The organism is Staphylococcus sp. GDY8P119P, assembly GCF_017892075.1.
Classification (GTDB): domain Bacteria; phylum Bacillota; class Bacilli; order Staphylococcales; family Staphylococcaceae; genus Staphylococcus; species Staphylococcus ureilyticus.
This window is the reverse complement of sequence record NZ_JAESKJ010000007.1, coordinates 166,501-189,302: the sequence shown is the minus strand read 5'-3', so window position 1 is coordinate 189,302 and position 22,802 is coordinate 166,501. Positions and strand designations below refer to the sequence as shown.

Here is a 22,802-nt window from a genome sequence, read left to right as displayed (position 1 = left end):
ATTGCTCGAAGATGTTGTTAGTCATTAGTTGTTACCACCTTTCCAGTTATGTTTGTGAAGCATTGGATTAGGTCCTGTCTTACGATAAACTAAGTTCCCGTTGCTATTCTTACCAATAATGACAAATGGGACATTTGGCATGTTCTTTACAAAGTATGCAAACCAGCGACCAACATCTTGTTGTACGTCAGTTGAACATGTAACGTTGGACGCCAAATTTAAATCGTTAAACGTAAAATCTTTACCAATTGCTAAATTAAAAGCAACACCACAAGCGCGTCTTTTTAACAAAAGAAAGCAATAACTTTTTTTGCTCATATAAAATTCCTCCTAATAATTAAAATCATCAAATTTGATGTAATTACATACTAATCCCTCACAAGTAGGCTTAGTTTCAAATTTTCAAGGGGAATTTTAGGACATTGATATAAAGGGATTTAAAAGAAAAAATACCTATCGAATACATGTATTCGATAGGCAATTAATTTATTAAAAATAAATATTTCTATGCTTTTTACTGTTTTTAAAACGTGATTCATAAAATTTACTAATAAGTTGAGTCATTAATGTATCACGAAAATCGTTAGGATTAGAGGTCAAACCATATCTACTATAAAATGTGCTTATGTCATAGTCAGCAAGTGTTGAAAGTAGTTCACTTTCAATAGTTGAAGTTAGCTTGCGATTCATTTGAATGGTTTCAGCAATTACCGATTTTAGATTTGAATTTCTAGCATAGCCATTAATTAAATTTTCTATATGTTGTGATTTTTGATCGTATTTTTCAATCCAACTTTTTAAGTCCTGTTTAAGATTACTTATTATATGTAAAGATACTAGTATGTCTTGCTCTGTTGCTTTTTGCATTATGGTACTCACAGTTTGAACTAGTTCGTCTAATAAATCTGAAATAGCAGTAAATAGGGTAAAATGAAATGTATCTTCAATAGTTGTCTTATAATAGAGTTCATTATAACTGATTAGATTTTCCTCCTCCATGAATTCATCAATTTTTTCTTTTGACTGTATAATGTCATCAACAGTTATTGTTTTTCTGCGCAAGCTTTCATTTGCAATGCTGCGAATAAATTTAAAGTAAGGGTCATTTTTATCGTATAAATAAAGTGAAACACCAATAGCAGCTTGTCTGAATTGATCGATATTGTCAGATTGTTCTAAAGAACCATTTTTATGAGTTGACGGTTTAATACTATTTGCAATCTCAAAATATTGGGAGGCGCTTTTTCGTTGTTTAATTAAGTTTTTATTAATTAATTTTATAAAATAGTTTGACTTATTTTGACTTAATATGCCTTTTTCCAGATAGGAGTCCTGCTTTTCTTTATATACAAGATATTTAGTTAAGAAATCACTTATTAAAATGTCATTATATGATTCTGCAGTTAAGTCTTGATGGTTCTTTATAATTTCATTTTTAAGTTTGTTGAATTCTGAAGATGAATTTAATTTATCTTTGTTTTTATTCATTTTAATTTGAATATCCCATTTTTTAAGATTTATCTCACCCATTATTTGTCTTCTTACATTTTCAGCAGTTTGTTTAGCAAATTCTGTTTTGTCTGAAATGGCAAGTAAGAATTCATCAAAGTATGATTCTATTGTTTTTAAATCTAAGGATAGGAGAACGGAAGAGCCTTCTTCAACGATTTCTTGTGATATATCATCAATATCGATTTTACTTTGACTATCTATAAAAAATGATAATTTATCATTTTTAAAAATTTCTGATTGATATATATTTGGGACATTGTCAGTAAAGATACCGTTTGAATTTGATTTCACTGTATGTTGTTCAATAATTTGATCTGGTTGATTTACGAAGTAACTAATATAAACTGTTTCATTAGGTAATGATCTTCCTTTAATTAAGTTATTTTTATCAAATATGATGCTTTCTGGCTCAAACTCATTGCTGATTTTATGTATAAAATAGTTGAATTTCTGAAACCATAATTCTATTTTCCATTTGTTCTTTATCATACTAATCATCCATTTCTATAAAATTTTAATGTTTTTGGGTGAATTTAGAATGGTATAACTACTATAAGATGGTAAGTGCTGTTTTAATATGCTTAGCCTTTTTTTGCAGTTTTTCCAAATCTGACTCTATGTCTTTTATAGCTTCCTCAATATCATTAATCATTGGTTTATTAGCTTTAAAAAAAGCATTTCCATAATCATCTTTCTCGGGATGGCTATTTAATCGGTATGGAGTTATGTTATGAGTATATTCATCTCTATACTTTACGGTACGAATAGGACTGTTTTTATTAAGTATATTCCCTAATTTGTTAAAAGTTTCATTGTCAGAAGACTTTAATTTAGCTACTAGTTCTCTTTTAAAACCTAATTCTAATTTAACTTCATAAGAATGGGTTAATTCTCTTACTAATGTATACATTAAATCGTGTAAAGTATGTAAAAAATGAAGGGCTATGTTGTGATAATAAAATACCCAAGTCATTATATTTTTAATCTTATTAATGGTTTTCATGCTTATTAAGCCAGAATCAGCAAAGTATATGTCAGGATTTTCTTTGGTGATTTCCATACTTACATTTTTGACGAATATGTATTATAACGGTAAAGCTGAAGAGCATAAAAGAATTTCAAACACCCTACTATTTTTGTTTGATAGCACTAAATATTCATAGGAATTAAGTGAGGACTTTGTAAAGAATAGCATACAGATAGATATCTTTAACTTTAGTAATGAGTCATCTTTAGTAACAAATGATAAAGCTAAAGCACATTATATAGGGAAAAACAAAAATTTTATATATTTAAAAAATGTTTGTGGGATAGCTAAGAATGTAATTGTTGAATACTGTCAAAATGTTATTTGAAATGTTTATAGAGAAAAAATACTGGAAATATCATGATCACTGGTTAGGATATTGTACAAATGAATTGATACAAATTGACCCACAAGAGAAATATTATAAATTTGGCATTCAGACCGTATCCAGTTATTTAGATTATATGCAACAAAGGGAAACGTCATTCCCAATATTTTTAGAAATGTTAATGGCGACTTATTACTTAGTAGAAAAAGCAAAAAAGACAGGCTATGCTGAACTTATTGAAACTTATGTAAATGAAGAAAAACTCATTCCAGCTTTGCCTATTCACCTATCGCCTTTATCTACGCACTCAACCTTTAAAATCTACAATTTCTTTATGCTTATTCATTCACTATCCCTCCACACTCTTCTTATCGTTCTTTTAATTCACACACCCCTTTTCCCTCGTCACTCGGTCATGGCAGTTTGTAATTTTTGTTCAATTAAGTCGATATGTGTACTGATCAAATTCCGTTGTTCATTCAAGAATTTTAGGTGTGCGCGTAACACGCTTGGGACATCTATTTGGTTTTGATAAAGCATATCTGTGTTTTTTCGGATTTCTTTTAATGGCATATTCAAATTGCTTAGGCACTGGATAAATTTAATCATTTCGATATCGTCGTCTGTGTATAAACGCTTGTTATTGCTATCTCTGTCGATGTGTTTCAAGATATTCTTTTTCTCGTAATAACGCAGTTTGCTTTTAGGTATATTGCAATAATCTGAGACATATTCAATGTAATATTGTTTCATGTAAGCATATCCTTTCTCTTAAACCAAGGTTTAACTGATATTGTACTCTATATAAACATGAATGAGGAGGAAATACAATGAAAAAAGCTTTAATTGTTGTAACAAACATTGCGAAATACGATAATTTAGACAGACCTACGGGTGCGTGGTTCTCAGAGGTTACGCACTTTGCGAAAGATTTCTATGACGCAGGTTATGATGTTGATTTCGTAAGTCCGAACGGTGGATATGTGCCTCTTGATCCTATCAGTCTTAGCCCTGAAATGATGGGAGCTGAGGACTGGGAATACTACACGGATCATGATTATATGAATAAATTTGGACAAACATTATCTCCAAAAGAGGTTAATCCTAGCGACTATCAAGCCATTTACTTTGCAGGTGGACATGGTGCGATTTGGGATTTTAGAAATAACAAAGAACTTAACGACATTGCGTTAAGTATTTACAATAATCAAGGCGTTCTCTCTTCTGTATGTCATGGTGCGGCTGGTCTACTCGATATTAAAGAAAATGGCGATTACCTCGTTCGTCATAAAGACGTGACTGGTTTTACAAATAGTGAAGAACAAGCAAATGGTACAACTGAATACATGCCATATTTATTAGAAGACGAATTTATTAGTAACGGTGCACATTTTAAAAAAGAGGATGACTGGAGCAATTTCGCAGTCGTAGATGGTCGCATTGTGACTGGTCAAAATCCTCAATCAGGACATGCTGTTGCTGAACGTGCTTTAAAAATCTTAGCTAATCAATAATTTCATAAAGGAGCGATACACATGAAATCATTAATTATTGGCGCTAATGGTGGCGTCGGTCATCATCTTATACGTAAACTGAAAGCACGAGATGTTGATTTTACTGCCGGTGTTAGAAAAGAAGAACAAGTTGAAGTTTTAAAAGCAGATGGTATTGATGCAACTTACATTGATGTTGCAAAACAATCTATTGATGAATTAATAGAATTATTTAAACCGTATGATCAAATCCTTTTTTCCGTCGGTTCTGGTGGAAGCACAGGTGACGATCAAACAATCATAGTAGATTTAGACGGTGCAGTGAAAGCAATTAAAGCAAGTGAACACGTCGGTCGTCAACACTTTGTTATGGTATCAACGTACGACTCACGTCGAGAAGCGTTTGATGCGTCAGGCGACTTGAAACCATATACCATTGCAAAACATTATGCGGATGACTACTTAAGACATTCAAATTTAAAATATACCATCGTGCATCCAGGCGCATTAACTAACGATCATGAAACGCAACAATTCAATATGAGTGCGCAATTTGAAAATGTACAAAATCCGTCTATTACAAGAGAAGATGTAGCAGAAGTGCTTGTTTCTGTGTTAACTGATGAAGCATTAAAAGGTCACGAATTCCAAATCATCAATGGTGATTTGTCATTATCAGACGCTACGACTAAATATCTGGAGGAATAATAAATGAATAATCAACAAGTTGTACTTGCAAAACGACCACAAAGTATCCCTCAAGACGATGTATTTAGATTTGAAACAATAGAAACTCGAGAACCACATGCAGGTGAGGTTCAAGTAGAATCCATTTATGTATCTGTAGATCCTTACATGAGAGGCAGAATGAATGATACAAAAAGTTATGTTCAACCTTTCCAAGTGAATGAGCCATTACAAGGTCATATTGTTGGAAAAGTCACACAATCGAACGATGAACGTCTATCTGTCGGCGATTATGTCACAGGCATATTACCATGGAAAAAGATAAATACAGTGAATGGAGACGATGTGACCCCTGTGCCATCAAAAGATGTACCATTACATTTATATTTGAGTGTTTTAGGCATGCCGGGAATGACGGCCTATACAGGATTGCTTCAAATTGGTCAACCACAATCTGGCGAGACGGTTGTCGTGTCAGCTGCATCAGGTGCAGTAGGCTCTGTCGTAGGACAAATTGCTAAGATTAAAGGCGCAAAAGTTGTCGGTATTGCTGGTGGTAAGCAGAAAACAACATATTTAACAGATGAATTAGGATTTGATGCGGCCATTGACTATAAACAAGATGATTTCGCACAACAACTCGAAGCGGCTGTACCAGATGGTATTGATGTGTATTTTGAAAATGTAGGCGGCGCAATTTCTGATGAAGTGTTTAAACACTTAAATCGATTTGCACGCGTTCCGGTATGTGGTGCAATTTCAGCATATAATAATGAAAAAGACGATATTGGACCACGTATCCAAGGAACGTTGATTAAAAATCAAGCATTGATGCAAGGTTTTGTAGTAGCACAATTCGCTGATCATTTTAAAGAAGCAAGCGAACAACTCGCACAATGGGTGTCTGAAGGTAAAATTAAATTTGAAGTGACGATAGATGAAGGTTTTGATAATTTACCTTCTGCATTTAGAAAGTTATTCACAGGAGAGAATTTTGGTAAACAAGTTGTCAAAGTCGCTGAAGAATAGCAGAAGACTATGAAAAATATCATCGTAAGACTCATATTTAGTTTACTGTTTTATAAAAGTGGTGTTGCACACTTTAAAAATAAAGATATGTTTTTAAAAATCGTGCCGTCCTATTTACCTTTCAAACACGCAATAGTTAAGTATTCGGGCATATTAGAATTTATAATTGCTTTTTATGTACTCGGTGCTAAAAATAGATCACGCGTAAGAAAAGTAGTACAAGGATTCCTTTGGCTCGTATTTCCTGCAAATATTTACGCTGCACGTAAGAACATCTCTTATAAAGATGAAAGAGATGAAACAGATAGTGTTAAGCAGCATGTCATTCGTTTACCATTACAATTTGTCATGGTCGCACTTGCGAAACTATTATAAGACTTATCATAGCCACGCCTGGAACATTACTTTTGTTCCAGGCGATTTTTTAATATTTACACTTAAAATCGACGTATATCAAATGATTCTCTTGACAACGCTTATGTGCTCTTTGTTTAAATAAGCTCATATCAGACATTTACTTTTCAATTTTTCTATAGTGATAAGCTTCTAAATTAAGAAAAGCATAAGTTAATTTGCTTGTATGAGTGTAAGAAGAAATAAAAAATGTATTTTATCATGTGATGCTATCGCAACATTGTAACATTAATGTAATAACGTGACCTGTAAGACAAATATGAGGGGAGGGTTTTTATGAAAAAAGTTTCTAACTTTATTTTAGCTAGTAGTTTAGTTTTGGGCTTTTTCGTAACGCCCGAATTATTTAATATCACTCAAGCACATGCGCAAGAATCTGTGAAACCTTATTATAGTTACAGTGGTTATACAGCAAATCAAAGTAATTTTATTCTAGATAAGAATTTTAAAACATCTCAAAAAGCTGATAACTTCAAGATTAATAATCACAAGATTACTAAAAATGCATTAGCTAAAAATTATAAAGATTTACACGATCCAACATATTACGGGGTTTCTAATCATAAAACGAATGGTGTTTTCTTTTTATTAGACGGTAAGTCAGTGAGCAAAAATAATTATTGAATCATTACGGTGAAGCAAAGTATACATCTACATCAGCCTGAGCCAAAGAATATATGTATAAAATTGGAAATGATGACTTTTAAAATATAAAGTTGTAGTAGATACATTGTAAAAATAAACTTAAATTGCTCAAATACTTTTCAATAATATCAAGATATATATTAAATCGAAAGTGATTATATAGTACCAAAGCAAATATGGTACTAATTCCAGATTATACAGGAAAAGATAAAGAATTTTTTATACTAGTGACATCATTAAAGCAAGTAAGATTATTCCTTTTTTAGTCAAATTCTTGTGGTTTGATAAATTTATTGATTAATTATTATAAATAAAGATTGAAAAGCTTTAAGAAGGGTATAATTTTAAATAAGAGACTTGGAGCTCTTGTCAATTAAGATAATGAGCAAGTGAGCTCGTTAAGTTAAAGATGAGCTGAGGTAAAGTTTACCTGCTCATCTTTTTCTATTTGGAGGCTAAATATATGAAAAAAATATTATTAACAGGCGCTTCGGGATATATCGGTAGTCACTTAATGAATAAATTAAAAGATAACTATGAAATTATAGCTATTTCTAGAAATATAGAAAATAAATCAAATGAACACAATGTTACTTGGAAGGCAGCTGACTTGTTTGATTTAAATGAAATCACTGAGGTAATGGAGGATATTGATATCGCTATATATCTTGTCCATTCTATGATGCCTTCAGCTAAGTTGACGCAGGCGAGCTTTGAAGATATGGATGCATTATTAGCTGATAATTTTGCTAAAGCCGCAAGTTATAACAAAGTTCAGCATATTGTATTTATGAGTGGTTTGATACCTAATACAAGTGAATTATCACCACATTTAAGAAGCCGTTTAGAGTGCGAACAGATTTTAGGATCATATGGTGTACCAGTAAGTACTTTAAGAGCGGGTTTGATTATAGGCTCTAAAGGAAGTTCTTACCCTATATTAAAAAAATTAGTGGATAGATTACCTGGCCTGTTACTGCCAAAATGGGCTTATAATACAACATTGCCAGTTGCAATAGACGACGTGATTGACGGTTTATATAAAATTGTAGAGCGTAATCCAAATGAGAACGAATCGATAGATATTGGTGGACCTAGTCATATGACTTATAAAGATCTATTCAAGCAAACTGCAGAGGTACTAGATAAACGATTACCTACGATAGATTTGCCTATTATTCCCATTTGGCTAAGTAAATATTGGGTGAAACTTATTTCAGGTGTTCCAAAAGAAATGGTCTATCCGTTAATGGATAGCTTAATTCATGATATGATTAGAAATGATGAAAATATTGTGAAGGACATTTCTATAGGCAAGATTGATTATAAGGAAAGTGTGCGTAATGCCTTGGAAGAAGAAACTAAGACACAGAAGAAAGGGAAGTCATCACGTAAGGGCGATATTAAAGATGTTAGAGCAATATCAAGGGTAGTCTTACCTAAAGATGTAAATATGATTCAATTGGCAGAATCATATGCAAATTTTTTAAATAGAATTACATTAAATGTCGTTAATAGTGATTTTAACGAAGATAACTTTACGATTAGTGTGCCGTGTTTAAATAAGGACTTATTATTATTAAGTAAAGATTTTAAAGCTTCTAATAACGAGAGAATTTTATATCGAATTGTTGGTGGAGATTTCGCTTTAGATTCAGATGGTGGTAATGCGAGATTAGAGTTTAGAAGATTACCTAATAGTGACGCATGTATCATAGCGTTACAAGAATATGAACCGACGTTACCTTGGTGGGTATATAAGTATACCCAAGCAAAAGTTCATAAAAGTGTAATGAATCTTTTTAAATTCAAGATTAATAGCCAAAAAACTAATAAAGGAGAATACTTTAATATGAAGAAGTTTATTTTGCCAATTGTTATTACAGGTGCAATTGTTTTGAAAGTATATGGATTGAAAAAGTATTTAGCTAGAAAAAATAACATGTCTAATGCCGAACTATAGCTATTAGATATAATAGCTAGTTACTTTTTCAAAAAAAGAGGGGATCAACTATGAAAGCAAACGGGATAATTAAAACAATTATAAAAGTTATAACACCAATTACAGGTGGTAAATTTATAGGGAAATTTGCAGTGAAAAACGCGAGAAAAGATTATAAAAATAATGTTAAACCACCTTTTTCACCACCCGGCTATGTCTTTCCAATTGTGTGGCCAATACTTTATACAACGATGGGCGTAGCTTATGCATTAGTGACTAATAAATCTACTAGTAAGGCTTTGAAAGGTGCTTATTACTCACAATTAAGCCTGAATTATCTATGGTCGATATTATACTTCAAATATAAATTACGCTTTAGTGCGTTGATAGAGAGTGTTGTATTACTGGGCGCAGTAGTTACAACAACTGTAAAATTTTTCAATGTAAAAAAAGTTGCTGGCATTTTACTAGTTCCATATATGCTTTGGAGCGCTTTTGCTACTTATTTAACAGCTGGTAATTGGTATTTAAATAAAGATAACCCAAGCTATACAGCGAAATCTGAGCATTAAATTGATAAAAAAGATTATATATATTGCGCTATATTGGTTTATAGTTCAAATGATTATTGCTCAACTTGGTACTCGTATTAGTTATAAGTTCTTAGAAAAAGATAATAAGTATTTTCGAAGTTGGAATATTGAACAAGAGGGTCAATTATGGCAACAATTAGTTAAAGTGCAATATTGGAAAGATTATTTGCCAGACGGTCAAAATCTTAACCCTAATATCAGTAGTAAAGCGACTTTCGATTTATCTAAAAATATGAATGATATACAGCGATTTATATTAGAAACTAGACGTGCAGAGGTGGTTCATCTGCTATCCATATTTCCTGTTATTGCGTTTTTTAAAGCGTCAAAAAGCGTTAAAATAATTAATTTTATATATGTCATTATAGCTAATGTGCCTTGTATGATTGTTCAGCGCTATAATCGCCCTAAGTTAATACGTATTTATAATAAATTACAAAAAAGAAAAGGTGATTAAATGGGAAATAAGAAAGTGGTTGTCATAGGAGGTGGCTTGGGAGGGATTGCCAGTGCAATTTGTATGGCTCAAGCAGGCTATCAAGTGGATTTATATGAACAAAATAAGCATATCGGTGGAAAGGTAAATAGGTTAGACATAGATGACTATGGATTTGATCTCGGTCCATCAATTTTAACCATGCCTAAAGTATTTCAACGCCTATTTCAACGATGTGATGAAAGGCTAGAAGATTATGTTAGCATTCGTAAGTTAAGTTTACAGATTAGAAACGTTTATCCAGATGGTCAAATTTTAGATTTATATGAATCCATGGAAGATATGTTAACAAATAATGAATCGTTAACAAATAAGGATATAGAGCAACTTTCTTCGTTTTTTAGTTACGCACAAAAGATACATCAAGTTGCTGAAAAAAGCTACTTTGATAAGGGGTTAGATACGATGTATGCAATCATTCGTTATCATGGTCCATTTTCAGCTTTAAAACAATTCGACTATTTTCATACAATGCAACAAGCCATTAATAAAAGGGTAGATAACCCATATTTAAGAGAAATGCTAGGTTATTTCATAAAATATGTCGGCTCCTCATCTTATGATGCTCCGGCTGTATTGAGTTTATTACCTCAAATGCAACATGAGGAAGGTTTGTGGTACGTAGATGGTGGCATTCATAAGTTAGCGGAAGCGATGGAACAATTAGCGAGAAAATTAGGTGTGGGCATACATTTTAACACCCCTGTAAAACGTATCAATTATAATAGTCAAAATAAGGTGACAGGGATAACAATAGAAAGTAATAAGGAAATATATGCAGATTACATTATATCTAATATGGAAGTAATCCCTGTTTATAAGTATTTATTGAATTTTGATGCAAACCAAATAAACAAATTGGAACGTAAATTTGAGCCAGCTAGTTCAGGTTATGTCATGCATCTTGGTGTGGACAAAAGTTATCCAGAGCTTCAACATCATAACTTTTTCTTTTCAAGTAATTCTAAAGTTAATTATGATCAAGTTTTTCACCAGTATGTTTTGCCTGAAGATCCGACTATTTATGTAGTGAATACAAATAAAACAGATAAGACACAGGCGCCAGAGGGACACGAGAATATAAAAATATTGCCACACATACCGTACATTCAGAGTAAGTCATTTAGTGAAGCAGAATATCTGCAATTCCAAGAACGTATATTGGATAAATTAGAGTCCATGGGCTTGAAAGATTTGAGAAAGCACATTGTATATGAAGACGTATGGACACCACATGATATAGAAAATACATACAATTCTAATAAAGGAGCTATATATGGTGTAGTATCCAATAAGAAGAAAAATAAAGGTTTTAAATTTCCTAAAAAAAGTCAGTACTTCAAAAATTTGTACTTTGTAGGTGGTTCTGTAAATCCTGGCGCTGGTATGCCTATGGTTACTTTGAGTGGTATGCAAGTAGCAGAAGCTATTATTAATGGAGAAAGTAGTTGAGGCTGAATGATACTTTATATAATAGCAATAGTATTGACGATACTATCACTAATAAGTGGAATGTGTATGTATGCGCGTCGAGCGATTATAAATAACTCCGGAAAAGGAAGAGGTCAGACAGCCGTCAGTATTATTGTACCTGCTAGAAATGAAGCGGAGAACTTACCTAAATTACTTAACAGTATAAGTAAAGAGCAAGAAATAGAAGTAATTGTTATGGATGATGGTTCAACTGATGAGACACAAGTTGTCGCTAGATATTATGGTGCGAGCGTATATACTGTTGAAAATGATACTACATGGCAAGGTAAGTCACATGCTTGTTGGCAAGGTAACAAATATGCAACGCATGATTTATTAATGTTTGTTGATGCTGATGTTCAGTTTGCTTGTGATGATAGTATTCAAAATATAGCCAATCAATATGATTTACAAGGTGGTAAAGGTTTGTTGTCAATACAACCTTATCACAAGATAAAAAAGCTCTATGAAAATATATCGGCGATTTTTAATTTAATGACAATCGTAGGTATGAATCAATTTTCAATCACGAAATCAGCAAATAATGAGCAAGGCGCGTTTGGACCAGTCCTTGTGACAAATAAGCAAGATTATAAATTGACACAAGGACATTTGAAAGCTAAAAATCAAATCATTGAAGGCTTTGCAATAAATAAAGCATATAATCAGCAAGGTTTGCCAGTTAGTTTGCATGAAGGCCAAGGCGTAGTGAATTTTAGAATGTATTCTCAAGGATATAAAGCGCTACTAGAGGGTTGGAGTAAACACTTTGCACTTGGCTCTCAAGTAACTAAAAAGTCTACGCTTACGTTTGTATTTTTATGGCTATTTGGTTCACTTACAACAGTTTTAGCGATAATTTTTTCAATTAATTTAGGCTCGTTATATATATTATTAGCTATTACTCTATATTTTATATATGCGATACAATTTCATATATTTATTCGAAGAACAGGAAATTTTAATATCGTTGCGAGTTTGTGTCATCCACTGCTCTTCATATGCTTTGTCGTGATATTTTTTAAATCATGGTTAGATATCAATGTATTCAAACGTATATATTGGAAAGGCCGTAGAATAGATTTATAGCTTAGTTTTTTATACAAATGTCAAGAAGTTCTAGGCTTACTGAGGAGGCCAATAAATGAATCAATTAGAGAGAGATTATAACCATTGTCACAATATAATGAAAGAACATTCAAAAACGTTCTCATATGCCTTTGATTTTTTGGATTTAAAAAGGAAAAAAGCAATTTGGGCTATTTATGCAGTTTGCAGAATTATAGATGACAGTATTGATAAATACAAAGACCTTGAGCAATTAAACGGCATAGCTAGAGATTTAGATGTGATTTATAGCGATTGTGATTATATTCAAGCGTATCAAAGTGATGCAGCTATTATGAATGCTTTAAGTAATACATTGAATACATATTCAATACCTAAAAAACCTTTTGAATCTTTAATTCAATATGTGAAGGAAGATTTAGTTTTAAAAGAAATGAAAACTGATTCAGATTTATATGAGTATTGCTATGGTGTGGCAGGTACTGTCGGTGAATTGTTAACTCCTATATTAACTTCATCAAATGAAAATAATTTCGAGCAAGCTGAAGAAGCTGCGATTGCTTTAGGCAAGGCAATGCAAATAACTAATATTTTAAGAGATGTCGGCGAAGATTTTCAAAATGGAAGAATTTATCTAAGTGTAGAAAAATTAGCTCAATATCGAGTTAATCTACATTCTATATATTATGAAGGAGTTACGCCAAATTATATAGAACTGTGGGAAAGTTACGCTACAGAGGCAGTTAGGTTATATGATATTGCATTAAACGGTATTAATTATTTTGACGAAGAGGTACGTTACATTATCGAATTAGCTGCGATAGCTTATCATGAAATACTTGTGGAAGTAAGGAAGGCAAACTATACGTTGCATAAGAAAGTATATGTAAGCAAATTGAAAAAAATGAAAATTTATCGTGAACTTAGTGCGAAATATAATAGGAGTGAAACATTATGAAGATTGCAGTTATAGGCGGCGGTGTTTCAGGTTTAGCTGCAGCTTCAAGATTAGCAGCAAACGGTCACCAAGTAGATTTATATGAAAAGAACCAACAAATAGGTGGCAGAATGAATCAGATCAAGCAAGATGGATTTACATTTGATATGGGACCAAGCATCGTAATGATGCCTGAGATTTATCGAGACGTTTTTAATTACGCTCAAAAAAATATGAATGATTACTTGGAAATTAAACAATTATCACATATATATGATGTTTATTTTAGTGAAACAGATCAAATTCGCGTTCCTACAGATCTTGCTCAATTAAGAAATATGCTTGAAGGTATTGAACCTAACTCTACATATGGTTTTATGTCCTTTTTAACAGATATATACGAAAGATACGAAATAGCACGAAAATATTTTCTAGAACGTACGTTTAGAAAACCTACGGATTTTTATAATCCTTTTACTATATATCAGGGTATGAAACTCAAAACATTTGATAAAGCAGATAATTTAATTGAAAAATATGTTGATAATGAAAAAATCCAAAAGATTTTAGCGTTTCAAACATTATATATAGGTATCGACCCTAAACGAAGCCCGTCATTGTATTCAATTATACCCATGATAGAGTTAATGTTTGGTGTTCACTTTATAAAAGGTGGTATGTATAGCTTTGTCAGAGCGCTTCAAACGCTAAATGAAGAATTAGGTACTCAAATTTATACCAACGCAAACGTTGAAGAAATTATCATTGATAGTAGGTATAAGCGTGCGGAGGGACTAAAAGTAAACGGACATATAGAAAAGTATGACAAAATAATTTGTACTGCTGATTTTCCATATGCTACTTCATCTTTAATTAAAAATGAACATCATCCTAAGAAGTATACGACACAGAAAATTGATAACATGGACTATTCTTGCTCAGCCTTTTTAATGTACATAGGGGTTGATAAAGATTTATCTGAAGATATCTTGTTACATAATGTTATATTTTCAAAGGATTTTGATAATAATATCAATGAAATATTTTCCGGGGAAATATCCCAAGATCCATCAATATATGTATACGCTCCTAGTGTGGAAGATCAGTCGTTAGCGCCAGAAGGTCAAACAGGTATTTATGTGCTGATGCCCGTTTCAGAATTGAAAACAGGTGATACGGATTGGTCTGATGAGTCAACAATCATACAAGTGAAAGATATTATTTACAATAAGCTTTCTACGATTAAAGCGTTAAAAGATTTGAAAAAGCAAGTTGTGACAGAAATTATTTATACGCCTAAGGATTTTGAAGGAGATTATAATGCTAAATTTGGAGCAGCCTTTGGTTTAATGCCTACTTTAGCGCAAAGTAACTATTACAGACCGCCGAATGTGAGCAGAGATTACAAAAATTTGTATTTTGCTGGAGCTAGTGTTCATCCAGGGGCAGGAGTGCCAATTGTACTGACGAGTGCTAAAATTACAGTTGATGCTATGTTAGAAGATATTAATAATGGTATATAAAAACGGGAGTGGGACAGAAATCAAATTTTCTAATATAGATTTCGTAGTCCCACCCCGGCAAGGGTGACTAGGATTGAAAAAAGCTTGATATAATCGCATTTTCAATTCAGTCACCTACTGCCAAATTGAAAACGAGCCTGAGACATCTATTTATGTCCTAGGCTCGCCTTTTTAACTAATCGAACGTAATGGTTTGTGGTGCGTCTAATTTTTTATCGTTCATAATTTTTATGGATTTTGGTATTACTTTAATTACACACAAGTTTGGATCATCCTTAGAGTCAAAAAAGGACTTATCTTGTTTGTTCCAAATCCAATCAATAGTCTCTTGATCTTTCAGTATTTCAACATTAGCATCAATTTCTAGAAAACTACGATTATTCGTTTCATCGTAACCTATAAGTACGTGAGCTTTGGGATTATCTTTAAATTCAGCAATTTTTTTAGACTCAATGCTTGTCTTAGTATAAAGTGTGTGTCCATCATTATAAAATACCATGTATCTACTATTAGGTGTATTGTTATGTGCAGTAGATAGGACACCTATTTTTGATGTATTTAATATATTTTCAATTTCATTTTGTAATTGTTTGTTATTCATAATTTAATCACCTCTGATAATAATATACCCTGAAGTTGCCTATAATATGTAAGGTATTAAAATTTATTTTATTTTTTAGTGAATTATACAAAAGTTAAAACGGGTATATGATTGAAAACACAATCTTAAGTTAAAGGACAATTATAAAGTGAATTTGTATGAAACAAGCTGGGAGGCAATAAAATGCATTTAGGAGTCATACTTAACAGAGTTTTTAGAACGAAAGATAATCCACTTTTTCAATATATAGTGAAGTATCAAAATGAGATAAATAAATTGTATTTTATCTTACCTTTAGAAGATTTAACTGACGCATCAGAAGTAAAACGTAACTATTACTATAAAGTTGTAAAAGGATTTGTAAATGCTTTAGATAAGCATGATATACAACCTTATATTGTCACATACGAAAAGCTAGGTGAATTAGCAGAAACATTGGCGTTATCTCACGTATTAGTAGCAAAAGATATTATGAGTTATCACAAAGAAATATATGACTATCCTCATGTAAAAAAGGCTTTTGAAAATCACCAAGTTACAGTAATTGGACAGCGCGTGAATCATTATTTTGTGCCAACAAAGACTTTTAATAAACAGCAACAGCCTTATAAAGTATTTACTAGTTTTTATAAAGCAAATCGTCAGGACTTAGTACACACCCCTAAAAAAAGTTATCAATTTAAGCAGTTGTCTCAAATTGCGGAAAAGGGTTCAAATCAAAGTGACTTAAAATTTGAAAATAATAAAGATATAGAAAAGTTAGTTCGTAAAGCTTGGAATGATTTTTTAAATGGTGACATAGCTCATTATGATAAATTGACTGACGATGTGTCGCAGGATTTTGTTAGTGGATTAGGTAAATATTTAGCATATGGACTACTTGATATTCGTGAAATTATAAATGATTTACTTGAAGATTATGAGAGCGATGAAAAAAATTTTGAAGCTTTTATAAGAGAGGTTCTATTCCGTGAATTTTATTATGTGTTAATGACACAGTATTCAGAAACGGCAACTAAATCCTTTTCTGAAAAATATCGAAACATGCAATGGTCGTATAATAAAACACATTTTGAAGTATGGAAAAAAGGTCAAACTGGTTACCCAATCGTTGATGCTGCAATGAAGAAGCTGAATCGTACAGGATATATGCATAATCGCTTACGAATGGTCGTATCACAATTTTTAACGAAAAATTTATTTATTGATTGGACTTGGGGGGAGGAGTACTTTAGACAGTATTTGATAGATTATGATAATGCATCTAATGTACATGGATGGCAGTGGTCAGCATCAACTGGAACAGATGCAGTGCCTTATTTCAGAATGTTTAATCCTATACGTCAAAGTGAGCGTTTTGATGCGCAAGGGTATTTTATTAAAACACAGCTAGAAATATTTAATGATGTGAGCAGTAAATACATTCATGATCCAACTAAATATAAAGACAAGTTACAAGAAATTTATCATATTGAAATTGGAAAAGATTATCCACAGACTATCGTGAATCATAAAAATAGTAGAGATTATGTTATGGATAAATTTAAGCAATTTTGACATATCATCCAATAAAAAGGAGTGATTCATTTGTTGAAAAATGAAATACATCGTATTTATTTAGACAAAAATAATAATGAGGTAACTATTAATAGATTTAATGTGACATATCACTATACTATATTAGAACAAATTAATGATTTGCCACAATATGGTTATGCAGTTTTAAACCATTTATATGCTAATCCTGGTTTAGAGGCAGACTTCGAGCGTGTGTTCTTAAATAGAGATAAACATCTAGAGAATACTGAAGGGTTTGAAAATCTATTATTTCTAAAGCCACATAGTACACATGAACATCATGTTATCATTACGTTTTGGCAAGACGAAGCAGCTTACAAACATTGGCAAGAGTCTCAGGAATATAAAGCATCCCATAAAAATAGAGGAACCAAGCAAGGTGCTGATAAATCTATTGTAAACAGAAACCTATCATTTAATATTAGTTTAGAATTTAAATAACATAATTTTTGAATTAAATGATATTTCTGCAAACATATAGGCGAGTTATTTAAATACTAACTTGCCTATTTTTTAAGCGATATAAAAATTTTAGCAAAATCACTGATAAGCAGAAGCATATCACAAATAAAACTAAAAAAGTCGTCCAATCTAAATGCTTAGATTGGACGACTTTTGCTTTAGGTTAAATCATATAAAGATAATAAGCGTGACACTTGTATAGTGATTTTTTCTTGTTCGTGTGTGTCATCACTACGATTTAAATAGATATCGAGTAAACCGATAATCCCACTACTAATAAAGTTGATGTACAAATGATAATCTAACCCTTTATCCGTAGCCACTTCTGTTGGTACTTTTTTCTTAAATTCTTCTTCAATAAAGTGGAGCAGCTTTTTTTTATAATTTGAAGCATTACTAATATTAAAAAGTTTCATAAAAAAAGATCTGTTATTTTCGAAAAATTCAAACCATAATTGTGTGCCTTCTTGTACACCAAGACGTTTCTTAGCTTCACAAATTTGTTCTAGCTCCGTGAGTTTTTCTGATACGACTTGATCGAGTAAATCATATTTATCGATATAGTGAAGGTAGAACGTTTTTCTCCCAACTTGAGCATATTCTGTAATTTCTTTAATTGAAATCGTATCAAAATCTTTTTCGAAAAATAGTGTCATAAAGGCGTTATTTATGCTTGCTCTGGTTTTAACGACACGTAAATCTTTGATATTCATTATAAATCACCTCCATTTAAAACCCAATTTTATTAATGTGTGTATTAACACACATATGTCGCCGCTTGTTAATTGAACACCTCATTTAAATACTCTATTATGGCATTATACACACAAGAGTAATAAAAATCTACAGAGCATGAATGATCTATTCTAAAAAATGGAGGAATTATATTATGAAACAATCAGTTAATTTCAAAAGTAAAACGAATTTATTAGCAGGAAATTTATATACACCAGAGCAATTTGATGAAAGTAAAAAATATCCAGCAATTACAGTATGTCATCCGGGCGGTGGCGTTAAAGAACAAACTGCAGGTATGTATGCAGAGAAACTAGCAGAATTTGGTTATGTGACTGTAGTTTATGATGCTTCTCACCAAGGTGAAAGTGAAGGTTCACCTAAATATTTAGAAGATCCATTTGCTAGAACAGAAGACGTTAGAGCTTCAGTTGATTATCTTACAACATTAGACTTTGTTGATAATGAAAGAATTGGTGCGCTTGGTGTTTGCGCAGGTGGCGGTTATACAGTCAGCGCAGCAAGAACGGAACGTCGTATTAAAACACTAGCTACTGTAAGTATGGTAGACATTGGTGCATTGTTCCGTAAAGGACCTGGTGATGTAGTATCTGTAGAAGATCAATTAGGCTTTATGACTCAAGTTGCAAACCAACGTACAGAAGAAGCAAATGGTGCTGATTATGCCTATACAGGTTATGTACCAGAAGAAATTGATGATTCAATGCCTGAAAATTCAACAATGGTACAAGGTCACGATTACTATTTAACTGAACGTGGACAACATAAAAATGCGCCAAATAAAATCTTATTAAGAAGCTTTTCTGAAGTATTAACGTTTGCGCCATTCACGTATATTGATGAATTATTAACTCAACCATTTTTATCAATCGCAGGTACAGAGGCAGATACGTTAGAGTATAGTGTCGATGCTGTTGAAAGAGCAGCAGGCAATAATAACGAATTATATAAAATTGAAGGCGCCTCACACGTCGATTTATATGATATCCCAGAATATGTAGATCAAGTATTACCAAAACTTGAATCATTCTATAAAGAAACACTATAAAAGGAAAAAGGTGGTATTAAAATGACTCGTATTTTAATTATTGGTGCAAGTGGTCAAATTTCACAAGAGGCCATTGACTTATATTTACAGAACACAGACTTTGATTTAACGCTATTAGCAAGAAATAAAGCAAAATTACCAGAATATGATTCAAATAGAGTGACAATCATTGAAGGTGATGCGACAGATAAAAATGTCGTTACTAATGCTTTAGACAATGTAGACACTGTGTTTGTTAGTTCTACCGGAGAAACTTTAGGAGATCAAGCTAAGACAGTTATAGAAGCTATGAATGATAACAATAAGAAACGCTTAATCTTTGTCACAGCATTGAATACGCTTCATGAAGTGCCAGGTAAATTTGGTGAGTGGAATGATGAAAATATCGGTCCGTATCTCGCACCGTTTAGAGAAGCTACTGAAGCAATTGAAAATTCAGATTTAGACTACACAATATTCAGACCGGCTTGGTTAACGAACTATGACGAGATTGATTATGAAGTAACACAAAGAGATGAACCTTTTAAAGGAACTGAAGTGTCTCGTAAAAGCGTTGCAGATTTAGCAGTTAAAATCTCTCGAGATCCAACACTTCATTCAAAAGAAAATATTGGATTAAACAAACCTAATACAGACGGTGATAAACCAAGCTGGATGTAATTAAAAGGTTTTAATGTTAGAAAAACTGAAAGATGAGGAGGTTTTGAAAATGACACAACCCAAAATCATTGTTCACATGACCCAATCTATCAACGGTAACATTACTGGTCCATATCATGAAGCGGCTGGCAGTGCATTATCAAAAGCTTATGAGTCAATAGATAAGCAATTTCATTCCAATGCTTTGATATTAGGTCGTAAAACGATTGAAGAAGCATTTGCCAACAATGATATGCCAACGTTACCTGCAAATCCGAAGGTATATTCACGTAAAGAAGATTTTGTGGTTGATACAGAGTTAAGCCACTATGTCATCTCGATTGATCCTTCTGGAAAGGCAGCATGGACACAGAACTATATTCAATATAATGAGCGTCCTAAAATGCATGTTATCGAAGTGATATCAGGAAAAGTTTCAGATGCATATTTAGAACATTTAAGAAATCTTGGTATTTCCTATGTATTTGGTGGTGACAGTTCCGAATTAGATTTAAATTTAGTGGCATCGAAGTTGAACAGCTTATTTAATCTCGAAACGATGACATTGTCTGGTGGTGGCGGTATTAACTGGTCATTCTTCCAACAAGATCTCGTTGATGAAGTTAGTGTTGTTATAGCACCAGTTGTCGATGATCACTATCATAGACCAAATCTTTTCGATAATAATAACCCTAATCGTTCCCATGTGCCTGAAGCTTTTAAAATCAAACATCTTGAGCAGTTAGAAGATGATGTCATTTGGGCTCATTATACTAAATAAAGGAGTTTTTAATGATGGCATACACATTAATTACAGGCGCAAGCTCAGGTATTGGTTATGCGGCAGCATTCAAATTTGCTGAGAAACAGCATGACTTAATATTAGTAGCGCGTAATGAGGATAAATTAAATGATTTAAAAGAAAAAATTAAAGCACAATATAAGGTTGATGTTGTAGTAAAACCATTTGATTTGTCACAAGTTGATAAGATTGAATCATTTTATCAAGCGATTCGTGAAAAATATGAATTATTTACACTAGTCAATAATGCTGGTTTTGGTGATTATGGATTAGTATCTGAACTTGAATTATCAAAAACACAACAAATGTTACACCTTAATGTTGAAGCATTAACTATTTTATCAATGTTATTTGTTAAAGATTATGAATATACAAAAGGTACTCAAATTATCAATGTTTTTTCAGTAGGCGGCTATTTAATTGTCCCAGAAAACACAACCTATGTTGCTACAAAATTCTATGTAAGTGCCTTTACTGAAGGATTAGCACATCAATTAAAACAACGTGATGCTAAACTTCAAGCTAAGGTCTTAGCACCAGCTAATACAGAATCTAAATTTGCGCAAGTCGCATTAGATGCTAATGATTTTGACATGAGTCAGATTGAGAAATATCATACTGCAGATGAAATGGCAGAATTTATGACCCAATTATATGATAGTAGCAAAGTATTAGGTATCGTGAATTTTGATACGTTCGAATTTGAATTACGCGATCCGTACTATCCATCTCAAAGTCTAGGATAATTAAAAAGGAATGGATAATAATGACAATTAAAACTGAAAAAGTAACATTTACGTCTAATAATACAACAGTCGTAGGTATACTAAGAATACCAGAAAGTAATCAATCAAATTTACCTGCAATTGTATCTGTGCATCCAGTCAGTGGTTCAAAAGAACAAACTGCGGGTCTATACGCAGAAAAATTAGCGAATGAAGGCTTTGTAACATTAGCTTATGATGCTTCTCATCAAGGTGAAAGTGTATCTGCGCCAGAATATGTAGAAAATCCTTTCTATAGAGTAGAGGATGTACGTGCAGCCGTAGATTATCTAACAACATTAGATATTGTCGATAATGAGCGCATTGGTGCACTTGGCATCTGTGCAGGCGGTGGTTATGCTACAAGTGCAACGCTATCTGATCGTCGTATTAAAGCTTTAGGTACAGTAGTAGGCGTTAACTTTGGTAGATTTAGTAGAGAAAGTGATGTCACACCTGATGCAGCCATTCGAGACTTAGAAAAAATTGCAGAATTACGAACAGCTGAAGCAAATGGTGCAGAACCATATGTAACACAATATATTCCGAATTCTCCAGAAGAATTAGTACAAACAGGCATTGATGAAATTGATGTCAAAGAAGCTGTAGACTATTACCGTACGCCAAGAGGTCAAAGTGAAAACTCACCTAATAAATGGCGTTATTCAGGTTCTGCAGGTTTATACACATTTGACGCATTCTTCCCTGCAGAAAAATTATTGACGCAACCAGTTCAAATTATTGCTGGCGATGTGCCTGGTGCATTTGGCTCTTATCGTGATGCTTATGATTTATATAATCGTGCACGATCCACAGAAAAGGATCTGCATATCGTTAAAGGTGCGACACATTATGATTTATATGACCAACCGAAACAAGTTGAGGAAGCATTAAGTAAGTTAGTGCCGTTCTATAATCAATATCTATAAAATAAGAAAAAGCGACTATTTTTGGGTTTCCAAAGTAGTCGCTTTTTGTATGCAAA

General features: G+C 32.5%; 24 protein-coding genes and 2 pseudogenes. 20 read left to right on the top strand and 6 right to left on the bottom strand.

Annotation, left to right across the window (positions count from 1 at the left end):
* Window positions 1-24: 24 nt before the first annotated feature.
* From ssb to KA830_RS10340, 3 genes are all read right to left on the bottom strand, one after another.
* Complete coding sequence (gene ssb / locus KA830_RS10350) at window positions 25-318, bottom strand: cassette chromosome ssDNA-binding protein (protein WP_031863540.1); 294 nt, start codon at window positions 316-318, stop codon at window positions 25-27.
* Window positions 319-489: 171 nt separating this feature from the next.
* Window positions 490-2,001, bottom strand: a complete 1,512-nt coding sequence (locus tag KA830_RS10345; protein ID WP_046207801.1) for a hypothetical protein — start codon at window positions 1,999-2,001, stop codon at window positions 490-492.
* A 61-nt stretch (window positions 2,002-2,062) separates the two neighbouring features.
* Window positions 2,063-2,572, bottom strand: coding sequence for a Cthe_2314 family HEPN domain-containing protein (locus tag KA830_RS10340; protein WP_230623012.1), 510 nt, complete (start codon window positions 2,570-2,572; stop codon window positions 2,063-2,065).
* Between the two features lie 269 nt (window positions 2,573-2,841).
* Here KA830_RS10340 and KA830_RS13730 point away from each other — a divergent pair.
* A pseudogene (locus tag KA830_RS13730) lies at window positions 2,842-3,144 on the top strand (poly(glycerol-phosphate) alpha-glucosyltransferase); the annotation flags it as partial.
* A 128-nt stretch (window positions 3,145-3,272) separates the two neighbouring features.
* On the opposite strand, the gene KA830_RS10335 reads toward KA830_RS13730, so the two are convergent.
* Window positions 3,273-3,620: a MerR family transcriptional regulator gene (locus KA830_RS10335; RefSeq protein WP_046207802.1), complete on the bottom strand. Its 348-nt coding sequence runs from the start codon at window positions 3,618-3,620 to the stop codon at window positions 3,273-3,275.
* A 77-nt stretch (window positions 3,621-3,697) separates the two neighbouring features.
* Here KA830_RS10335 and KA830_RS10330 point away from each other — a divergent pair, with 77 nt between their 5' ends.
* From KA830_RS10330 to KA830_RS10275, 12 genes and pseudogenes are all read left to right on the top strand, one after another.
* Window positions 3,698-4,381 carry a type 1 glutamine amidotransferase domain-containing protein gene (locus KA830_RS10330; RefSeq protein WP_046207803.1) on the top strand — a complete coding sequence of 228 codons (684 nt, stop codon included), beginning with the start codon at window positions 3,698-3,700 and terminating at the stop codon, window positions 4,379-4,381.
* Between the two features lie 21 nt (window positions 4,382-4,402).
* Window positions 4,403-5,068: an SDR family oxidoreductase gene (locus KA830_RS10325; protein WP_210134242.1), complete on the top strand. Its 666-nt coding sequence runs from the start codon at window positions 4,403-4,405 to the stop codon at window positions 5,066-5,068.
* A 3-nt stretch (window positions 5,069-5,071) separates the two neighbouring features.
* Window positions 5,072-6,076 (top strand): NADP-dependent oxidoreductase, encoded by a 1,005-nt coding sequence (locus KA830_RS10320; RefSeq protein ID WP_002483586.1) that lies wholly within the window; start codon window positions 5,072-5,074, stop codon window positions 6,074-6,076.
* Between the two features lie 9 nt (window positions 6,077-6,085).
* Window positions 6,086-6,451, top strand: coding sequence for a DoxX family protein (locus tag KA830_RS10315; protein WP_046207805.1), 366 nt, complete (start codon window positions 6,086-6,088; stop codon window positions 6,449-6,451).
* A gap of 315 nt (window positions 6,452-6,766) precedes the next feature.
* Window positions 6,767-7,152, top strand: a pseudogene (gene isaB, locus KA830_RS10310) (immunodominant staphylococcal antigen IsaB family protein); the annotation flags it as partial.
* A gap of 446 nt (window positions 7,153-7,598) precedes the next feature.
* Complete coding sequence (locus tag KA830_RS10305) at window positions 7,599-9,098, top strand: NAD-dependent epimerase/dehydratase family protein (RefSeq protein WP_002483583.1); 1,500 nt, start codon at window positions 7,599-7,601, stop codon at window positions 9,096-9,098.
* Window positions 9,099-9,148: 50 nt separating this feature from the next.
* Window positions 9,149-9,649 (top strand): TspO/MBR family protein, encoded by a 501-nt coding sequence (locus KA830_RS10300; protein WP_046207806.1) that lies wholly within the window; start codon window positions 9,149-9,151, stop codon window positions 9,647-9,649.
* Between the two features lie 4 nt (window positions 9,650-9,653).
* The gene (locus KA830_RS10295; RefSeq protein ID WP_046207820.1) at window positions 9,654-10,127 is read left to right on the top strand and encodes a glycosyl-4,4'-diaponeurosporenoate acyltransferase CrtO family protein; all 474 of its coding nucleotides are present in this window, start codon (window positions 9,654-9,656) and stop codon (window positions 10,125-10,127) included.
* Window positions 10,128-11,618, top strand: coding sequence for a phytoene desaturase family protein (locus tag KA830_RS10290; protein ID WP_046207807.1), 1,491 nt, complete (start codon window positions 10,128-10,130; stop codon window positions 11,616-11,618).
* A 6-nt stretch (window positions 11,619-11,624) separates the two neighbouring features.
* Entirely contained in the window at window positions 11,625-12,728 is a 1,104-nt protein-coding gene (locus tag KA830_RS10285; RefSeq protein WP_196931179.1) for a glycosyltransferase family 2 protein, read from the top strand.
* 55 nt (window positions 12,729-12,783) lie between these two features.
* Window positions 12,784-13,665 (top strand): phytoene/squalene synthase family protein, encoded by an 882-nt coding sequence (locus tag KA830_RS10280; RefSeq protein WP_002510647.1) that lies wholly within the window; start codon window positions 12,784-12,786, stop codon window positions 13,663-13,665.
* A complete protein-coding gene (locus KA830_RS10275) occupies window positions 13,662-15,167 on the top strand; it encodes a phytoene desaturase family protein (RefSeq protein ID WP_046207809.1) in 1,506 nt (501 codons plus the stop codon). The genes KA830_RS10280 and KA830_RS10275 overlap by 4 nt, the downstream gene beginning before the upstream one ends.
* A 175-nt stretch (window positions 15,168-15,342) precedes the next feature.
* Here the strand turns inward: KA830_RS10275 and KA830_RS10270 are convergent, their stop codons facing one another.
* A complete protein-coding gene (locus KA830_RS10270) occupies window positions 15,343-15,768 on the bottom strand; it encodes a pyridoxamine 5'-phosphate oxidase family protein (protein WP_041080228.1) in 426 nt (141 codons plus the stop codon).
* 183 nt (window positions 15,769-15,951) lie between these two features.
* On the opposite strand from KA830_RS10270, the gene KA830_RS10265 reads away from it, so the two are divergent.
* Complete coding sequence (locus KA830_RS10265; RefSeq protein WP_210134241.1) at window positions 15,952-17,325, top strand: cryptochrome/photolyase family protein; 1,374 nt, start codon at window positions 15,952-15,954, stop codon at window positions 17,323-17,325.
* 30 nt (window positions 17,326-17,355) lie between these two features.
* Entirely contained in the window at window positions 17,356-17,787 is a 432-nt protein-coding gene (locus tag KA830_RS10260) for an antibiotic biosynthesis monooxygenase family protein (RefSeq protein ID WP_016911012.1), read from the top strand.
* A 179-nt stretch (window positions 17,788-17,966) separates the two neighbouring features.
* Here KA830_RS10260 and KA830_RS10255 read toward each other — a convergent pair whose 3' ends face one another.
* Entirely contained in the window at window positions 17,967-18,521 is a 555-nt protein-coding gene (locus tag KA830_RS10255; RefSeq protein WP_210134240.1) for a TetR/AcrR family transcriptional regulator, read from the bottom strand.
* A 176-nt stretch (window positions 18,522-18,697) separates the two neighbouring features.
* Between KA830_RS10255 and KA830_RS10250 the strand changes: the two genes are divergently transcribed.
* From KA830_RS10250 to KA830_RS10230, 5 genes are read left to right on the top strand one after another with little or no spacing between them, the layout of a single operon-like run.
* Window positions 18,698-19,612, top strand: coding sequence for an alpha/beta hydrolase (locus KA830_RS10250; RefSeq protein ID WP_210134239.1), 915 nt, complete (start codon window positions 18,698-18,700; stop codon window positions 19,610-19,612).
* A gap of 21 nt (window positions 19,613-19,633) precedes the next feature.
* A complete protein-coding gene (locus tag KA830_RS10245) occupies window positions 19,634-20,272 on the top strand; it encodes an SDR family oxidoreductase (RefSeq protein WP_210134238.1) in 639 nt (212 codons plus the stop codon).
* 49 nt (window positions 20,273-20,321) lie between these two features.
* Window positions 20,322-21,032 (top strand): dihydrofolate reductase family protein, encoded by a 711-nt coding sequence (locus KA830_RS10240; protein WP_210134237.1) that lies wholly within the window; start codon window positions 20,322-20,324, stop codon window positions 21,030-21,032.
* A 14-nt stretch (window positions 21,033-21,046) separates the two neighbouring features.
* Window positions 21,047-21,799, top strand: a complete 753-nt coding sequence (locus KA830_RS10235) for an SDR family NAD(P)-dependent oxidoreductase (RefSeq protein ID WP_210134236.1) — start codon at window positions 21,047-21,049, stop codon at window positions 21,797-21,799.
* A 20-nt stretch (window positions 21,800-21,819) separates the two neighbouring features.
* Window positions 21,820-22,746 carry an alpha/beta hydrolase gene (locus KA830_RS10230; RefSeq protein WP_210134235.1) on the top strand — a complete coding sequence of 309 codons (927 nt, stop codon included), beginning with the start codon at window positions 21,820-21,822 and terminating at the stop codon, window positions 22,744-22,746.
* The last annotated feature ends 56 nt before the right edge of the window (window positions 22,747-22,802 follow it).

What these genes read in the sequence shown, in the direction of transcription:
- KA830_RS10240 (WP_210134237.1), top strand. Translation starts at nt 20,322, where the DNA reads ATGACACAACCCAAAATCATTGTTCACATGACCCAATCTATCAACGGT.
- KA830_RS10270 (WP_041080228.1), bottom strand. Translation starts at nt 15,768, where the DNA reads ATGAATAACAAACAATTACAAAATGAAATTGAAAATATATTAAATACA.
- KA830_RS10300 (WP_046207806.1), top strand. Translation starts at nt 9,149, where the DNA reads ATGAAAGCAAACGGGATAATTAAAACAATTATAAAAGTTATAACACCA.
- KA830_RS10335 (WP_046207802.1), bottom strand. Translation starts at nt 3,620, where the DNA reads ATGAAACAATATTACATTGAATATGTCTCAGATTATTGCAATATACCT.
- KA830_RS10345 (WP_046207801.1), bottom strand. Translation starts at nt 2,001, where the DNA reads ATGATAAAGAACAAATGGAAAATAGAATTATGGTTTCAGAAATTCAAC.
- KA830_RS10255 (WP_210134240.1), bottom strand. Translation starts at nt 18,521, where the DNA reads ATGAATATCAAAGATTTACGTGTCGTTAAAACCAGAGCAAGCATAAAT.
- KA830_RS10250 (WP_210134239.1), top strand. Translation starts at nt 18,698, where the DNA reads ATGAAACAATCAGTTAATTTCAAAAGTAAAACGAATTTATTAGCAGGA.
- KA830_RS10330 (WP_046207803.1), top strand. Translation starts at nt 3,698, where the DNA reads ATGAAAAAAGCTTTAATTGTTGTAACAAACATTGCGAAATACGATAAT.
- KA830_RS10265 (WP_210134241.1), top strand. Translation starts at nt 15,952, where the DNA reads ATGCATTTAGGAGTCATACTTAACAGAGTTTTTAGAACGAAAGATAAT.
- KA830_RS10320 (WP_002483586.1), top strand. Translation starts at nt 5,072, where the DNA reads ATGAATAATCAACAAGTTGTACTTGCAAAACGACCACAAAGTATCCCT.
- KA830_RS10340 (WP_230623012.1), bottom strand. Translation starts at nt 2,572, where the DNA reads ATGGAAATCACCAAAGAAAATCCTGACATATACTTTGCTGATTCTGGC.
- KA830_RS10325 (WP_210134242.1), top strand. Translation starts at nt 4,403, where the DNA reads ATGAAATCATTAATTATTGGCGCTAATGGTGGCGTCGGTCATCATCTT.
- KA830_RS10315 (WP_046207805.1), top strand. Translation starts at nt 6,086, where the DNA reads ATGAAAAATATCATCGTAAGACTCATATTTAGTTTACTGTTTTATAAA.
- KA830_RS10235 (WP_210134236.1), top strand. Translation starts at nt 21,047, where the DNA reads ATGGCATACACATTAATTACAGGCGCAAGCTCAGGTATTGGTTATGCG.
- KA830_RS10305 (WP_002483583.1), top strand. Translation starts at nt 7,599, where the DNA reads ATGAAAAAAATATTATTAACAGGCGCTTCGGGATATATCGGTAGTCAC.
- KA830_RS10290 (WP_046207807.1), top strand. Translation starts at nt 10,128, where the DNA reads ATGGGAAATAAGAAAGTGGTTGTCATAGGAGGTGGCTTGGGAGGGATT.
- KA830_RS10280 (WP_002510647.1), top strand. Translation starts at nt 12,784, where the DNA reads ATGAATCAATTAGAGAGAGATTATAACCATTGTCACAATATAATGAAA.
- ssb (WP_031863540.1), bottom strand. Translation starts at nt 318, where the DNA reads ATGAGCAAAAAAAGTTATTGCTTTCTTTTGTTAAAAAGACGCGCTTGT.
- KA830_RS10230 (WP_210134235.1), top strand. Translation starts at nt 21,820, where the DNA reads ATGACAATTAAAACTGAAAAAGTAACATTTACGTCTAATAATACAACA.
- KA830_RS10275 (WP_046207809.1), top strand. Translation starts at nt 13,662, where the DNA reads ATGAAGATTGCAGTTATAGGCGGCGGTGTTTCAGGTTTAGCTGCAGCT.
- KA830_RS10245 (WP_210134238.1), top strand. Translation starts at nt 19,634, where the DNA reads ATGACTCGTATTTTAATTATTGGTGCAAGTGGTCAAATTTCACAAGAG.
- KA830_RS10285 (WP_196931179.1), top strand. Translation starts at nt 11,625, where the DNA reads ATGATACTTTATATAATAGCAATAGTATTGACGATACTATCACTAATA.